Source organism: Ancylobacter terrae, from assembly GCF_045108345.1.
GTDB lineage: Bacteria > Pseudomonadota > Alphaproteobacteria > Rhizobiales > Xanthobacteraceae > Ancylobacter.
Genome location: NZ_JBJGXH010000001.1, coordinates 832,145 through 847,593, shown reverse-complemented (window position 1 = coordinate 847,593; position 15,449 = coordinate 832,145). Strand labels below are relative to the sequence as shown.

Below are 15,449 nucleotides of genomic sequence, written 5' to 3'. Positions count from 1 at the left end.
CCTCAGCCCGGAGGTGCGGGTAACGCGGCGTCCGGCGTGGCCGCCCTTCGCCGTCGCGGCTTCCGGCGCGCCGGGAAGCCGGGGTCGAGCACGCGGCCGAGCTCGTCGATGCGCACCTGCCGCGCCTTCCAGCGCTGCAGCGAACGCGGCGAGCCATAGACGTAGCGGAAGGGGTCTTCCTTGTCGGCGTCGCGCGCCTTCAGGCTGCCGGCCTCCTGCGGCGGGGCAAGGACCAGTGTGCCACCCGAGAACTTCACCACCCGCATCAGTTCGCGCTCTTCGCCCTCGCGCTCGACGGCGATGACATCGTTCTGCTGCAGTGACAGCACCTTGCGGGCTGTCGGGTTGGCGGCGCGGATGCTCGACGTCCACCCCGGCTGGTGCGCGTCGAACATGGAGACGACCTCATCCCTCCATTTTCCCGTCTTCAGCTCCCACACATCGAAGCGGTAATTGGAGTCGCCCTTGTAGGCCTTGTAGGGGCGCCCATGCCGGTCGCGGATCGGGATGACCGAGAGCGGCTCCACCACGCGGATGCGGCGGATGCCGGGAAAGAAGCGCGGCCCGCGCTCGGGATGGCCGAAGCTGCGCAGCGCCTGCTCGAAGGCCGCGCCTTCCTTGCCGGCGGTCCAGTCCGCCAGCTTGCGCCGGAGATCGTCGTCGCGGATGGCGGCGAGATCGGCGGCCTTCTTGAACGCGGCGAGCGGCTTGCGGGTGACGACGATGTCGAGCCCGCGCGCGTCCTTCTCGCCGGTGAGGCCATAGGCGGTTTCGTTGTGAAGACGGGCCGCGGTGGTGTCCCTTTCCTTGCGCAGGCCGGCCTTGGCGGCGCTGCCATGGTCCGGCCGGTGGCTGACGGTGATGTTCCGCACCACCCGCCCGACCTCATCGGCGAACCCCTCCCACGGGTCGGGAATCAGCGCGGCGATGCGGTCCGCCGCCTCGTAGCCGCTGCTGCCGGCTTCGCGCGCGATGCGGTTGAGCATGCCGCGATCGGTCACCGCGATGACGATGGCGTCGATGGCGTGATGGCGGTGATCGCGCCGGTTCTTCGGCTGGCTGGCGCCGCCGGCGAGATTGTGGTCGGGCAGATGGTGGTTCAGCTGCCAGCTCCGCCGCAGCATCTCGGTCAACCGGCCGGGCGACACCCAGACATGGCTCGAGCCTTCGCCCCGGTCGGGATAAAGCGCGGAGAGATACTCCCGCGCGAGGCGCGAGAGGTACTGCGTGTCGGTGAGATGGCGGGCGAGAAAGCCGCCCTTGTCGGTGAACTGCTTCAGCGCATCCGGCTCGAAGCGCCAGCGCTTGCCCTTCGCCAGCCGCGCCGCGCGCGCCGCGATGTTGTCCCAGCTCGCTTCCGGCCCGAAGCGGGCGCGCAGATCGTCCTTTGCCTCGAACGGCGAGCGCTTGCCCTTGACGCGGTTGGCCTCGCGCAGGGCGAGGATGCGGTTGCCGCCGGAATCGTCGAGCGTCGAGCTGAAGGGGAGGATGTGGTCGACGTCGACGGCGCCGGAGAACAGCATGTCTACCGAGATCTGGCGGCCGGTATAGACACAGCGCCGGTCCAGCACGTTCTCGTGGTTCAGCTCCTCCCACAGCTTCAGCATCGCCCGGTTGCCGCCCTTGTCGGCCTGGCCGATCTCGATGAGCTTCCTTGAACGCCCCTCGGCTGCCGTCCGGTTTTCGCGGTTCTCGCGGTTGCGCTTCTGCTTCTCCTCCTCGTTCAGCTTCAGCTCGCGCGCCAGCTCGATGGCGATCTCCTCCGGCGGCCCATAGCGGCGGATCAGCGTGTTGAGCACGCGGCGAAGCTGGTTGAGGCCGATATGAACGGTGGGGTTGGTGAGGCGGCCGATGCGCAGCGCCTCGTCCCGCTCGGCCGGATCGGCGGTTCCCGGCAGGATGTGGCGCTCCAGTATCTCGCCGTAATAGGGCAGCGCGGCGTTGCCCTTTCCGTCCTGCCAGACCTGCCCGTCGCGGAAATCGGAATGGTGGCCGAGCCCGGCGCGCGCGACCGCCTCGCTGTAGACGACGACATCCTTCGCCAGCTCGGCGATCAGGCGGCGGGTGGCGCTCTCGCCGAAGCGGCCATAACCCTCGGGCAGGCGCGCGCCGGTCACGGCCCGTGCCGCCTCGGCGGACAGCGCGAAGCGCTCGCCGAGCCATGCTTCGAACCCCGCGACCTGCTCGTCGCTTTCCAGCGTCTCCAGCCGCGCGATCACCTCGCATTGCAGCTCCGGCGCCATGGAGAGCCACGCCTTGCCGAAGCGGTTCCGGCTCGTCATCTCGGCGGCGACCTCGTCGCCCTTCATGTCGCGGCGGTTCTCGCTCTCCTTGTTGAAGCGCGCGTCAGGGTCGAGCTTCAAACCCTTGCGCAGGCTTTCATAGGCGACCGCTTTCTTCGATCCGAGCTTGGAGAGCAACGCATCGCGCTCCTGCCGGGTGAGGAGGCGCGCCTCGACGCCGGGTGCCACGATACGCAGCGCGTTCACCTCCTCCAGCAGCCGCCGGCGCTGGAACAGCGGGTGTGCCTTGGCCAGGCGCGGCTCGGGGGGCAACAGCGTGCAGAAGCCGATCTTCGGGTCTTTCAGCGGGCGCTGGTGAAAGATGATCTCGTAGAACTGCTCCCGCCGCGCGTCGGTCAGCACGTCCGGGTGATGCGGCGCCTGCCGCTCCCAGATCAAGTTGAACTCGTCCTCCAGCGTCTGGCGATCGGGGTAGAAATCATAGGCCTCGCTCGCCCGCCCCTCCTCGGCATCGGGCGCGAGAATGCGCGTGCGAACATGCGCGACGGCATTGGGATCGGTCGATCCGGCGCGGCGCAGGTGCAGGAATTCGCCGAGCGTCTCCGCCCCGGCCTCCTCCATCTGCGCGTGCAGCCGGCCGACGCCGATGCGGATCTTGCCGGCATCGTCATCCGCGCCCCGGTCGGTCTTGCGGTTCGACTTGAAACCGCGACGCTGGTTCAGGTGGAACAGCGCGCGGCCGATATGGGCGAGCGGCAGCTTTTCCCGCAGCGCACGGGCGCGCAGTTCGTAGGGATCGCGCCCGACCAGTGCCGCCTGCCCGGCCGCGTCGGAGGGGAACAGGCCGGCCAGCGTCAGATATTTGATCAGCGCCGCCTGCCGCTGCTTGAAGCGATCGCGCCGGCGGCGCATGGCCCGGGCATCGCGCCGCGCCCCGGCGAGCGAGGCGCCCGATTTCGGCTCCCGCCCATCGGAGAAGATGCGCGAGCCGGCGGTGATGATGCGCTTGGGCGTCCAGATCTCACCGACCTTCACCACCTCGATGGCGGCCCAGCCGAGAGAATTTGTCCCGAGATCAAACCCGACCCGATAGGGCATATGCCACCCCGATATACGCCACCGGAATACTACCTTCGAGTGTATGAATGTCGAATCGCAGCGGGTAGTCGAATCCGGCCACAATGTGTCTTCGCCGCACTCGAAGGGAGCGAGCGCCAGAAATTCGCGATTGCCCATGGTGGCTTAGGAGCCGGTATGAGGCTGCCATGTTCGGGTGTACGTGAGAGCGAATGGTGGTTCCAACCCAACTGACGGCGGATTCAAGCCCGACATCGTCCGAGCGCTCGGACTCTCTCTTGGGTTCTCGTGGGGAAGAGCCATCTTCACTCACCCCCAAGATCGCCGAGGTGCCGCTGGACCTGCGGTCTCTGAAACGGTGCTTGATCGCGATCCGCGAGGTGCTACCGTAACGTCTTCAGAGATCGTGGTCTGGCTGTTAACAAGCAGTCATGTCTGCACCAGATAAGGGCGACGCTCCGGCGTCGCCTTTTTTTGTTGCCTCGACCCAGATGTCGCTGGCCGCTGCAATGTGTTGATCGCGACCAGGCGAGGAATGACCAAGATCATTCCGCCCAACCTGCTCGCGGCCACTCCACTATTCTGTCAGCAAACCGAACCATGATCTGTTCGGATTTCCATCGGCCGATAAACGCGCCCGAATTCGGCGCACATGCTGATCGGCCATGCCCGCCTATGGTGCCTCGCTGTTTCGAGCCACGCCCCCGCGAAGGGGGCGACTCCCGTGCGCTGCGCCTGCTCGAAATTCGCCCAGTTTCGATCCACGCCCCCGCGAAGGGGGCGACGCGCCATCCACGCAGACCACTTTCTGCCCCACGTAGTTTCGATCCACGCCCCCGCGAAGGGGGCGACTAGCCGACGCCGCCGAGCATGCAGACATCGACCGGTTTCGATCCACGCCCCCGCGAAGGGGGCGACGTCGCGATCCGCACCTCAAGGCCAAGCTGATTGGCGTTTCGATCCACGCCCCCGCGAAGGGGGCGACGAGCATGCCGCCCGGCTCGCGTTCGGGGTGCAGGTTTCGATCCACGCCCCCGCGAAGGGGGCGACATGCGGATGAATCCGAGCGCTACCCCGTTCGAGATGTTTCGATCCACGCCCCCGCGAAGGGGGCGACCGGCGATCGGGAGAAACCCCCCCCTCACAACGGTGTTTCGATCCACGCCCCCGCGAAGGGGGCGACTGCCGTCCAGTAACATACTGGATCTTCACACGAAATAGGGCTGTGCGCGCGAACCGTGTGGCGTGCCGTGCCGATCAGCGGCCGGTGCGGCTGCGCTCGACGAAAAAGGAAAGGCAATACAGATAGCTGCCGGGCGCGCGAACCTCGCCGGCGTAGCGTGCGCGCTTGGGGTTCGCGCGTGAGGTTCGCGCCCTGGGGTTCGCGCCGGGGGGTCACGCCTCAGGTTCGCGCCGGCGGTTCGCGCCCGAGGTTCGCGCCAAGGGTTCGCGCGGGCGGTCAGAACAGCAGCGGGCCATCGAGATCGAGGCTCGGCTTCGCCCCCACATGCTCGACCCGCCGTTTGCCATCCGCGCCCAGCCGATAGAAGCGGAGGCTGTCGCTCGCCCCGTCGATCTCGGCAATGAGGCGCGCGCGCAGCGCCACCCATTGCGAGGGATCGACCTCGCATTCGAACACCGAATTCTGCACGCGCTGGCCATAGTCGAGGCAGGCCCGCGCGACGCGGCGGAGCCGGCGGCGGCCCGCCGGCGTCTCGGTCCGCACCTCATAGGCGACAAGCATCAGCATGCGTCACTTCCAGATGAAGCCGGGGTAGCCGTCGAGATCGCCCCGCAGATGACGCGCCAGAAGCTGCGCCTGCACATGCGCGACGAGGCCGAGCGGCAGCGTCTCGCCGAGGAAGGGGTGGGTGAGCTCATCGCGCTTGCGTTCCTGCCAGGCGACGAGAACCCGCTTGCGCGCGGCCTCGGTCAGCCGCACGCCGCCGGCATCCTCCAGCGTGAAATCCTCCGGCGCGAGCTGCCGGCGGTTGATCAGGCTGAGCGCGAGCCGGTCGGCGAGGACGGGACGCAGTTCCTCCATCAGGTCCAGCGCGAGGCTGGCGCGGCCGGGCCGGTCGGCGTGGAGGAAGCCCACCTGCGGGTCGAGGCCGTGCGCCTCGAGGGCGGACCGGCAGTCGTGACCGAGCAGGGCATAGAAGAACGACAGCAGCGCGTTCACCCGGTCGAGCGGGGGGCGGCGCGAGCGCCCGCCGAACACGAAGGCCGGATCGTCGGCCCGCAGCAGATGGTTGAAGCCGCCGAAATAGACCTGCGCCGCCTCCCCCTCCAGCCCGCGCAGCAGCTCGACGCTGGCCGCGACGAGGGTACGGCGCGCCACATCGGTGAGGCGCCGCTCGGCGGCCTCCAGCGCCTCGCGTCCCTCGGCCGGCAGCGCGGCGCCATGGTCGCGCAGGGCCCGGCGGATGACGGTGCGCTGGTTCGCGGCCTTGGCGGCGACGATGCCGCGCACGATGGGCACGCCGCGCGCGGCATCGTCGGCGGCGCGGAACTGCGCGCGGCGCAGCAGCACGTTGCCGGTGCGCGATCCCTCGACGCGGGCGAGGAAACGCCCGTTGGGATCGAGATGCGACACGGTGATGCCGGCTTCCGCGCAGGCCGCCAGCAGCGCCGGCGAAGCGCCCGGCCGGCCGAAGCTGACCACGCCGTCGAGCATGTGCAGCGGCGCGCGGCCGCGCTCCGTGCCCTCCACCTCGACGACCAGGTTGGCGCCGTCCTTGCGCAGCCAGGCGTCCTCGCTGTTGACATAGATGGTGTTGAGCATGCGCCGCATGGCCACCTCACGCTCCGATCTGGGTGGCGAGCCAGCGGGCCACCGAAGGCGGCTTGTCCAGCCGCGCCGGCTGGCACAGGGCTTCGAGCGAGCAGCGGCGGCAGGCCGGCATGTGGACCGGCGCGGGCGTGAGCTGCGCGGCGATCGTCGTGCGCGTGGCCTCGGCGGTGCGGGCGGTCAGCGCCCGCAGCGCGTCGTCGAAGGCGACGTTCAGCCGGCGGCGCGTCTCGCCGTAGAACAGCGCACCCTCGGGAACCGGCACGCCGAACGCCTCCTCGAGGCAGATCGCCTGCGCGCAGAGCTGCACCTCGTCGGCGCGGTGCGCCTTGGGCTTGCCGCGCTTGTATTCGACCGGAAAGGGCACGCCGGGCTCGCCGCGCCCGCCGCCGTGGAACTCGACCACATCGGCCTTGCCGGCGACGCTCAGCACGGTCGAGCGCAGCGTCACGCCGCGGGCCGTGCGCACGCCCGGCCGGGTCTCCGCCCGGCCGGAATCCGCCTTCTCGTGCAGCAGCCGCCCTTCGGCCGTCGCGGCATCCTCGGCCCACAGTTGCTCGACATGGATCAGCGCGCACTGGCGCGGGCAGAACAGATAGTGCTGCAGCGCCGAGAGCGGGATCAGCGCCTCCTCCGTCTCGGGGGCGATGGGCGCGACCGGCACGGGCCGCCCCTACCGCTCGATGATCTCGATGCCGTCGGGCAGGCCGTCGCGGTCGATGGAGATGGCGTAATCCTCGAAGCTGCGGGCCGGGGGCGCGTTGTCGAGCTTGTCGTCGCCGGGCGTGTGCCTCTCGCCCTTGAACACCCGCCAGGTCTTCACGCGGTCGAACAGCTCGTTCGCCCTGGCGTTGCCCAGCGCCGAGGCGTGCCGGAAGACGATCAGCTTGCGCGTCGCCATCTCGCCGCGCGCGGCGGAACGATCGTGCTCGAACAGGTTGGCGAGCGCCTCGAACAGCAGCTCGAGATCGGCCTGCGAGAAGCCGGTGCCCTTGGTCGGGTGCGAGGCGAGCGGGGCCGAGACATAGCCATGGGCGCGGTAGAGCCCGTAGGGCACGATATGCTTGCGGCCCATGGTGCGCCCGCCCTTGGCGTCGGCATCGGCTTCCGTGGTCGCGGCGAGGCGGGTGATGGAGATTTCCAGCGGCAGGATCGGCTCGACCGAGCGGGCGAAGTTGATCTGCACCGGCCCGCGCACCTGCCCGGCATTGACGCCGGTGGTCATCACCGCCCCGAAGCTGCGGATATCGAAGAAATTGGCGCACATCCAGGCGGTCAGCTCGCGGGACTTGGCCTCGTCCTTCGGAAGCTTCTTGAGCTCGTCCGCTTTGGTGACATCCGGCAGCACCGCCGCCCAGGCGCGCTTGTGCTCGTTATTGAGCGTGGCGCCGTCGCGCATGTAGATCTCGTGGCCGGGCGCATCGGGCCGGGCCAGGGCGACATAGTTGCGGATCTTGCGCTTGAGCGCGACGTCGGAAACCAGCCCCTGATTGGTCTCCGGGTCGAGGCGGGGCATGTTGCCGGCGTCGGGATCGCCGTTCGGGTTGCCGTTCACCACGTCGAAGTACAGCACGAATTCATGCCGGCGCGTGAGGCCGTTCGTTTCATTCGTCATTGTCGTGGTCCTCCGCATCGATGCTGGCGAGTTCGGCCTCGGCTTCGCGGCTGGCGAACTGCCCCTTGCGCTGGTGGTAGTAGCCGAGCACGAACCGTCCCTGTGCCTCGAGCGGCAGCGAGCGCGGCAGGTGGTCGTCGAGGCGGTTGGTGATCTCCTCGATCTCGCGCTCCAGCCACACGCCCTTGCCGCTCTTGCGCAGCTTGCCGAGATGGTTCTGCACGCCGCGCATCAGGATCGGGAAGACGCTGGCGGGCGTGGCCGAGGCCGCGCCGAAATAGCGGTCGCGGATGGTGGCGTTGACCTTGCCGAGCGCCATCCGCTGTGCGGTCTCATAGGCGGCGAACAGGCGGCCGAGCTGATAGGCAGAATTGGAACTCTCCTTCTGGAGACTCACGGGCAGTTCCTCCCTGGCGCGGTCATGGCTTGCGGGGGCGTGCGGGTCGGGCATGTTCAGGCGGAGCTCGCGGGCGAGCACCGCGCGGATCACCGCGGCGTGCCAGCCGCTGGCGGGGTCGTCGCCCGCGCGCAGCCGCATGATCGCCGCCGCCAGCAGCGAGCGCGGGTAGCGCGTGCCTTCCAGCACGGCGCGGGTCACCTCGCCCGCCAGCAGCGGCGGGATGTTCTCGTATTTCTCCAGCATCGCCGTCGTCTTCAGCAGCAGCCAGGCGATGGAGGGCGGCCGCTCGCCCCACGGACGCGGCTCGATCGCGAGATCGCGGTAATGCGCCGCGAGACGCTGCACGAACGCGCCGAAATCATCCGACAGCCAGTAGCGCACCGACAGCCGCGCGGCGTTGGGGGCGAGGCCGAGCACGTGGAAGCGGGTAGCGGCGCGGAGCTTCGCGTCGAGCGCCTCGACCGGCCGGCCGTTCATCACGTCGTCGAGCCGGTCGCGGAGCTTCTTCGCCTCGCTCGCGTCGTCCGGCGGCTCGGCCAGAGCGGCGAAGATATCCTCCGCCGCCCGCGCCGCGTCCTCGTCGACGGTTCCCGACGTGTCGGCCCAGAACACCACCGTCGCATCGCCGATGCCGCGGGCGAGGCGGTTGCGGCTGGAGCGTTCCAGCATGCCGTTGAGCGCGGCGCCGTAGCGGAAGGCGGCCTCCTCGGAGGTGGGGGCGTTGTCGCCCTGCTCCTTGCCGTAGGAGGTGAAGGCGTCGAGATTGAACGAGACCAGCGCGGCCCCCGAGGATTGTGCCCCGTTGACGCCCTTGATGGTGGGATGCAGCCGCTGCGCGACGGCGGTGTTTCCGGTGACGAGGCAGGCGACGCGCGCGCCGTCGCCGCCGGCCCGTGCTGACAGCACGGCCCGCGCCGCATCGCGCTGATGGATGAACCGCATGTCGCCCCGCAGGCGGAAGACGATGTTGGCATCCAGCATCTCGGGGGTGAAAGGCGCCGCATCAAAGCGCTCCGGCGTCCATCCCTCCAGAAAACGGGAGAGGGCGACAAGGCCGGGATCCTGCGCTCCGGCCAGAACCTCCCGATGGCCGGCCTTGAAGGCGTCGTGCTCCTGGGCGGTCCGCCTGCCCTCGCCCGCGGTGCGCCCCAGCACATAGGCGCTCTTGTCCCAGAACAGGTTGGGCAGGATGCCCGCCGTCCGCTTCACCGCCGCCGGCACCGACAGCAGCTGCGGCACCAGCTTCTTGCCGCTCGGGGCGCGCAGGTCGAGCACCGCGACCGGCGTGCCGTCCTCGGTGATCTCGATGGCGAAGCTGATCTTCTCGCGCGAGAACCCCGGTGGCTCGGCCTCGCCCCGCGCGGCCATCCGTTCATAATAGCCGTCGAGCGATTGCAGGATGGTCATGACACCGTGCCCCCGGCGAGGCAGGCCTTGACGTCCAGCACGCCGTCCGACAGCCGGGCCTGGAAGAAGCGCGAGGTATTGCCGTCCGCGAAGTCGATGTCGTGCAGCATCCAGCCGAGATCGCGGTCGCGCTGGTCGCCGGGCAGCCGGCTTTCCGGCAGCGGATCGCCGGGCGCGACGAGCGCGAAATCCGCCACGCATTCGCGGGTGCCGAGGCAGGGGCGGTGAAAGCACTGCCCGGCCGCGGCCCGGCGGTTGAACATGCTGAGGGCTTGGCCTCGCCGTCATCGGGGCCGGCCTTCGCCGTCAGCTCGAAATGCGCCTCGATGACATAGGCGACATCCTGCAGGAACAGGGTCGCGCGCTGCTGGCGGTTGTCCTCCACCACGAGGCCGAGGCCCGCCGTCGAGCCGGCGCGCATCGCCGTGTCGGCCGAGGCCGCGCTGGCCTTGGCGCCGACCTCGTTGCGCCGGAACGACTGGAACCGGATCGGCCTCAGCACATGGATGCGGTCGACGACCCAGCGGATCGCCGGCTTCCAGTGGATCGACTCCAGAATGCCGCGCGCCGCCGACGGGGTCATCACGTCATAGGAGACGCGCTCGACCTTCATTTCCGGCCGCGTGAAGCACGCCCGCTCGCCCCAGACGTGCAGACGAACACCGTAGGACATCTCGCAACCTCGGCAATGATGCGGAATCAGCCGTACCCGGAAACCTCAATCCGGATACCGCAACGGGGCAATGGCTATCGGGCGAGGCGGCGAAGTTCTCCACCGATGATTGCATGACGGAACGACACGAACGCCGCTCCCGCCGCGCGACGGTCGCCGCGGACCTCTCCTGCCGGGGGCGATGCCGTCATGGGATTGACCGTCAAATGACATTCAGCGTGACGTCCCGATACGTCGGATCCGCCAGATCCACCCCGGTCTCCGGCCGGTAGAGCGACAGGTCCACAAACCGCAGCATCGCCTCGCCGAGCGCGGGATGAACCGGCCTCAGGACGCCGCGCGCCAGCCATTCGTCGCGGGCCGCATTGGGGATAGACACCGTGTACTGCTGGAGCCGCCGCAGATCGGCCGCGCGCGGCCTGTCCTGCGCGGCGATGCTCGCCAGCAGCCGCTCGGCGTCGTGGTCGTCCGCATCGGCCTGCCACGGCACGACCACCGGCTCCATGATCTCGTCGATCATCCGGTAGGCTTCGGCGATGGACCGGAACGGAAAGTCCAGCCCGTCGGTCTCGCCGATGGCGCGGAGAATGCCCGGATAGGCGCCCACCGTTGCCGTATCGAACACTTGGGTCGCGTCGCCCTTTCGCCAGTAAAGCTCGGCGAAATAGTGCCTGACCGCCTCGAGGCCGAGCGGATCGGCATGCTGTTCCAGCGCCGGCTGCGCCGCCTGCCAGCGCAGCTTGATGTCGTGCTGGATATGCCCGGCCGCCGGCTCGAACACGACGACGCGCCCCAGCTTCGGCCGCTCCTCGGCATCGGACAGTTTACCCTCGCGATTGCAGCGTCCTGCCGCCTGCGCAACGGCGTCGATCCCGGTGGCTGCGCGCCAGACCTCTGGAAAATCAATGTCGACGCCGGCTTCTATAAGGCTCGTGGCGACCAGCCGCACCGGCAGGCGCGCCTCCAGCTTCGCCCGCAGATCGGCCAGCACCAGCCGGCGATGGCGGGCGCACATCTGGGTGGAGAGATGCACGGCGCCCGGCAGCGGGCGGATGGCATCGAACAGCGCCCGCGCGTGACGGCGCGTGTTGACGATGCACAGCATCTGCGGCTGCTCGGCGAAGCGCGCGGCGACGGCCTCGTCCGGCACCGGCTGCGCCCGCCGTTCGACCGCGACGCGCCGCAGGCGCGCATAGAGCCCGGCCGGATCGGGCGCCAGCTCCCGCTCCGCCGGCAGGTCGAGACCCCGCGCCGCACCGGTGCCGTCGCGAAGGGCCTCGTCGATCTTCCGCAGGGCCGGCTGCGTGGCGGTGCACAGCACCACGCTGGTGCGGTAGTTCAGCGCCAGCTGCTCGATCGCCGCCAGGCTCGGCAGCAGCAGCGGCAGAGGCAGGGTCTGCACCTCGTCCAGCACCACCACGCTGCCGGCGATGTTGTGCAGCTTGCGGCAGCGCGAGGTGCGGTTGGCGAACAGGCTCTCGAAGAACTGCACCGCCGTGGTGACGACGATGGGCACGTCCCAGTTCTCCGCCGCCCGTTGGAGCTTGGCGACAGCGCTGGGCGCCTCGTCGTCCGCCAACCATTCCGTGCGGGCCGCCTCCCAGTCGAAGCTGGCGTGGTGCTCGAGAATATCGCCCTCGCTCCCCAGCGCCTCGCGGAACACGTCGGCAGTCTGCTCGATGATGGAGGTGTAGGGAATGACGTAGATGACCCGCCGCAGGCCGTGACGGACCGCATGGTCGAGCGCGAAGGAGAGCGAGGCCAGTGTCTTGCCGCCGCCGGTCGGCACGGTGAGGCTGAACAGGCCGGGCGCCAGACCCGCCCGGGCGCCCGCATGGTCGAGGATTTCGGCACGCAGCGTGTTGAGCGGCGTGGCGGGAGCCGTCGCACGCTTCTCCGCCATGAAAACGCGCAGGCGCTCGCGCAGCTCGGCAATTCCCGTGTGGTTGCCGCGCTCGACCGGCTGGCGCGCCGCCTCGGCATAGAACTGCTCGGTGGCCAGGAAATCGGCGTCGACGAGGCAGGAGAACAGCATGCGGATAAGGAAGCTCGCCGCGAAGCCCTTCGGGCCGGCCTGGGGCAGCCGCACGCCGGCCATCACCGCCGCCGGTTCCGGCAGCGGGCCGAGCTGTGCCTGCCAGCCGGACGGCAGCAGCCGGGCGGCCCCCTCCATCCGGCGCGCGAGGTCGACGCCGTCGGCGAGGCCGGCATGGTGGGCGGCGATGATGGCGGCGAGGATGGCGCCGAGCCCCGTTCCGTAGCGGTCCAGCGCGATGCGCGCCCCGGCGGAGGAGTGGTCGCCGCCGGAGTTGCGGTCGCCGGCGATATAGGCCTGGAACTCCGGCGAGAGCTTGCCGATGTCGTGAAGACGCCCGGCCAGCCGCAGAACCTCCTTGTATCCGATCGCCTCGGCCAGCTGCGCGGCCAGCGTCGCCACGGCCAGGCTGTGGCGGGGGAGCGTCTCCCATCGGTCCCGGGGCTCGCCGGGCAGCGAATGCGCGTAGATGTCGGCCATGGCGTTCACGTCCAGGTCGGATCACACCAGGATACCGGATCCCGCCAGCGATCGCCATGGGCGCCGGCTTGGCGGGCGCGGTCAGGGCGTCGGGCGTCCCTCGCCGCGGAAGGCATCGGCGGCGTTCTCGAAGGCGGCCTCGGCGAGGTCGGTCTCGCGCAGCAGCTTGTGCGCGAGGTCGGTGGAGATGCGATGCCCGCGCGCCATGCCGACGATGGCGGCCCGCTCGGCGCGCAGCGCCAGCACGTGCAGGCGATCCTCGTCCTGCAGCGTTCCCGCCGGCGGCGTATCCGGCGCCTCCGGCTGCAGCTGGGCCAGCCGGTGCTGGTAGTAATCGGCGACCAGGGCGACGGCGGCGAGCCGCCCGCCCTGCGCATCGGCCTCGGCGACGGTGCGCACCTTGCCGCCGGGCGCCTCCCCGGCCGTGGACAGCGCGGCGATGGCGGCCTTGGCCGCCTCGATGCGCGCGGCGCGCTCCTGCCGGTCGTCGAGCGGCTCCGGTGGCAGCGCCACGCCCCGGATCAGGGCCGGCAGAGCGATGTTCGCGAGCACGAGCGAGACCAGGATCACCCCGGCCGCCAGCAGGATCACCAGATCGCGGAAGGGGAACGGCGTGCCGTCGGGCAACGCCAGCGGCAGGCTCAGCGCGGCGGCCAGCGTCACCGCCCCGCGCACCCCCGCGCTCGACATGGCGGCGACCAGCCGCAGGTTCGGGCGGCGGCGGGGCGAGGCGCTGCCGGCGTCGCGCCCGAGCCAGATCCCGACCATCGCCCACACCCAGACGAAGCGCAGCACCGCCATGGCGAGGCTGATGGCGAGCACATAGGCGCCGAGCCACCACAGGCCGCCGTGGCCGCTTTCCGCCGTGCCCGGATGCACGCGGGCCAGCAGGTCGGGCAGCTGCTCGCCGAGCAGCAGGAAGATCGATCCGTTGAGGGCGAAGGCCAGCGTCTCCCACACCGCGTTGCGGCGGATGCGGGTGACGGCCAGCGCCCGGCCGCTGACCTCCACCCGGCTCATCACCATCCCCGCCGCCACCGCCGCCAGCACGCCGGAACTGCCCAGCGCGTCGGCGAGCAGATAGGCGCCATAGGGCGTCAGCAGGCTGATCAGGATCGAGGAGGAGGTGTCCTCGCCGAACCGCGCGACGATGCGGAATTTCAGCCAGGTGACCAGCTGGCTCAGCCCCGCCCCCAGCGCGATGCCGCCGAGCGCGGTCCAGGCCAGCCCGCCGAGCGAGGACCAGATCGGCACCGATCCGGTCATCGCCACCGTCACCGCCAGCCGCAGGCACAGCAGGGCGGAGGCATCGTTGAACAGCGCCTCGCCCTCGAGCAGGCGCAGCATGCGGCGCGGCACGCTCACACGGGTCACCATGGCCGTCGCGGCGACCACGTCGGTCGGCGACAGCACCGCCGCCAGCGCGAAGCAGATGGCGGGCGGCATGGCCGGGATGAGGGCCCGCAGCAACAGCCCGACGCCGAGCACGGTGACGAAGACGAGGCCGAAGGCCAGCGAGGCGATCAGGGCGGCATTGTCCTGCAGGTCCTGCTTCGGCACGCGCCAGCCGTCGAGGAACAGCAGCGGCGGCAGGAAGATCACGAAGAACGTCTCCGGTTCCAGCGCGATGCCGAAACGCGTGGCGAGGCCGATGGCGGCGCCGGCGGCGATTTGGATCAGCGGCAGCGCGATCCGTCCGCCGAGCGCCCGGCCGATCCAGTGGGTGGCGATGACGCCGGCCAGCAGGATCAGGATCATCCCCGTCTCGCCCATGAACGCGCTCCGGAACCCGCACTCGACCCGCCCGCGGCCCTCCCGGCAAAAGAAAGGTGGCGACGGAGGCCGTCGCCACCTCAAGGCAGGGAGGGGAGCGATGCGCGGGGGGGCAGGAGCGCATCGACTGCCGAACCCGACTATGCCGCCGGCACGCCATCGCTTCTGTCGGCTTCGGCCGCCCGTTTGCGCAATCGCACCGCGCTCCGCGTCGCATCGGGCAATCGCCGCGGCGCAGGGGTGGGCCGGTTAGCGATTGCTGGGGAGGATGTTCATCACCCCATCGACAACCAGAGCGGGAGGCGACACCCTCGCGGCATGAAACCGTTTGCCGCCATCGATGCGATCGTGATCGGCCTCCTGGCCGTCAGCACGGCCGTCGTAACGCTGTGCGCTCTCGTCCTTTCCTCGGGGACGAAAGTCGATACGGGCTGCGTGATGAGCTTCTTGGGAAGTAACTTCGGAAGCCTGCTCGGCGCCATCGCCACGATCATCGCGGGTGCACTCGCGCTGCATTCAACCAAGCTCTCGATCCGGAATGCAAATGAAGAGGCGCGTCGCCACGAAAGCGAAGCGTGGAAAGAAACCGCAATCCGCTTCAAGCACGCGCACGATCAGATGAAGACGCTTCGTGCTTGTCTTGCCTGGCATCGGCGAAGGAACACCATCAGAGACGCGGAATCGGAGCTTCGCATTGGCAACCACAACTCCGCCCTGAAGGAACTGCGGGAGGTGCAGCCGATCCTTCCGCTTCTGGGGGCGAGGCAGCGGCTGGTCGCGATGCAGGGCCTTCGTCGCATCGACGAATTCGAGACCCGCTGTCGCCGCGAACTGTCGGTCGCGTCCACCCACGGCTCGGAGAGCAACAGTTCCGGGATCGGCTACATCATGGAGGCGATTGACGATTTCGATGGCTTCTTCAATAGGGAGATTGCTGGCGGCAGCTAGCGGTCGC

General features: G+C 69.6%; 10 protein-coding genes, 1 pseudogene and 1 CRISPR repeat array. Of the genes and pseudogenes, 1 reads left to right on the top strand and 10 read right to left on the bottom strand.

Annotated features, from left to right (window positions below):
- Positions 1-2 precede the first annotated feature (2 nt).
- The 10 genes and pseudogenes from cas9 to ACEUEL_RS03965 form a co-directional block, all read right to left on the bottom strand.
- Positions 3-3,341 (bottom strand): type II CRISPR RNA-guided endonuclease Cas9, encoded by a 3,339-nt coding sequence (gene cas9, locus ACEUEL_RS04005; protein WP_405702401.1) that lies wholly within the window; start codon positions 3,339-3,341, stop codon positions 3-5.
- 667 nt (positions 3,342-4,008) lie between these two features.
- Positions 4,009-4,503: direct repeats of the CRISPR family, unit length 32 nt; unit sequence GTTTCGATCCACGCCCCCGCGAAGGGGGCGAC.
- A 276-nt stretch (positions 4,504-4,779) separates the two neighbouring features.
- Positions 4,780-5,070, bottom strand: coding sequence for a CRISPR-associated endonuclease Cas2 (cas2, locus tag ACEUEL_RS04000; protein WP_405702399.1), 291 nt, complete (start codon positions 5,068-5,070; stop codon positions 4,780-4,782).
- Positions 5,071-5,073: 3 nt separating this feature from the next.
- On the bottom strand, positions 5,074-6,114 hold the full coding sequence (cas1c, locus tag ACEUEL_RS03995) for a type I-C CRISPR-associated endonuclease Cas1c (RefSeq protein ID WP_405702396.1): 1,041 nt from the start codon (positions 6,112-6,114) through the stop codon (positions 5,074-5,076).
- Positions 6,115-6,121: 7 nt separating this feature from the next.
- Positions 6,122-6,775, bottom strand: coding sequence for a CRISPR-associated protein Cas4 (gene cas4, locus ACEUEL_RS03990; protein ID WP_405702393.1), 654 nt, complete (start codon positions 6,773-6,775; stop codon positions 6,122-6,124).
- 9 nt (positions 6,776-6,784) lie between these two features.
- The gene (cas7c, locus tag ACEUEL_RS03985) at positions 6,785-7,726 is read right to left on the bottom strand and encodes a type I-C CRISPR-associated protein Cas7/Csd2 (protein WP_405702390.1); all 942 of its coding nucleotides are present in this window, start codon (positions 7,724-7,726) and stop codon (positions 6,785-6,787) included.
- Entirely contained in the window at positions 7,716-9,533 is a 1,818-nt protein-coding gene (gene cas8c, locus ACEUEL_RS03980) for a type I-C CRISPR-associated protein Cas8c/Csd1 (protein WP_405702388.1), read from the bottom strand. The genes cas7c and cas8c overlap by 11 nt, the downstream gene beginning before the upstream one ends.
- On the bottom strand, positions 9,530-9,796 hold the full coding sequence (locus tag ACEUEL_RS22265; protein WP_454892292.1) for a type I-E CRISPR-associated protein Cas5/CasD: 267 nt from the start codon (positions 9,794-9,796) through the stop codon (positions 9,530-9,532). Before ACEUEL_RS22265 ends, cas8c begins: the two co-directional genes overlap by 4 nt.
- Before the next feature lie 83 nt (positions 9,797-9,879).
- A pseudogene (cas5, locus tag ACEUEL_RS22260) lies at positions 9,880-10,146 on the bottom strand (CRISPR-associated protein Cas5); the annotation flags it as partial.
- 262 nt (positions 10,147-10,408) lie between these two features.
- On the bottom strand, positions 10,409-12,721 hold the full coding sequence (locus tag ACEUEL_RS03970) for a CRISPR-associated endonuclease Cas3'' (protein WP_405702387.1): 2,313 nt from the start codon (positions 12,719-12,721) through the stop codon (positions 10,409-10,411).
- Positions 12,722-12,802: 81 nt separating this feature from the next.
- The gene (locus tag ACEUEL_RS03965; RefSeq protein WP_405702385.1) at positions 12,803-14,494 is read right to left on the bottom strand and encodes a Na+/H+ antiporter; all 1,692 of its coding nucleotides are present in this window, start codon (positions 14,492-14,494) and stop codon (positions 12,803-12,805) included.
- Between the two features lie 318 nt (positions 14,495-14,812).
- On the opposite strand from ACEUEL_RS03965, the gene ACEUEL_RS03960 reads away from it, so the two are divergent.
- The gene (locus ACEUEL_RS03960; protein WP_405702382.1) at positions 14,813-15,442 is read left to right on the top strand and encodes a hypothetical protein; all 630 of its coding nucleotides are present in this window, start codon (positions 14,813-14,815) and stop codon (positions 15,440-15,442) included.
- Positions 15,443-15,449 lie beyond the last annotated feature (7 nt).

Bases quoted from the DNA above. Each gene is read 5' to 3' on its own strand.
- cas2 (WP_405702399.1), bottom strand. From the start codon at position 5,070: ATGCTGATGCTTGTCGCCTATGAGGTGCGGACCGAGACGCCGGCGGGC.
- cas9 (WP_405702401.1), bottom strand. From the start codon at position 3,341: ATGCCCTATCGGGTCGGGTTTGATCTCGGGACAAATTCTCTCGGCTGG.
- ACEUEL_RS03970 (WP_405702387.1), bottom strand. From the start codon at position 12,721: ATGGCCGACATCTACGCGCATTCGCTGCCCGGCGAGCCCCGGGACCGA.
- ACEUEL_RS22265 (WP_454892292.1), bottom strand. From the start codon at position 9,796: ATGTTCAACCGCCGGGCCGCGGCCGGGCAGTGCTTTCACCGCCCCTGC.
- cas7c (WP_405702390.1), bottom strand. From the start codon at position 7,726: ATGACGAATGAAACGAACGGCCTCACGCGCCGGCATGAATTCGTGCTG.
- ACEUEL_RS03960 (WP_405702382.1), top strand. From the start codon at position 14,813: ATGAAACCGTTTGCCGCCATCGATGCGATCGTGATCGGCCTCCTGGCC.
- ACEUEL_RS03965 (WP_405702385.1), bottom strand. From the start codon at position 14,494: ATGGGCGAGACGGGGATGATCCTGATCCTGCTGGCCGGCGTCATCGCC.
- cas8c (WP_405702388.1), bottom strand. From the start codon at position 9,533: ATGACCATCCTGCAATCGCTCGACGGCTATTATGAACGGATGGCCGCG.
- cas1c (WP_405702396.1), bottom strand. From the start codon at position 6,114: ATGCGGCGCATGCTCAACACCATCTATGTCAACAGCGAGGACGCCTGG.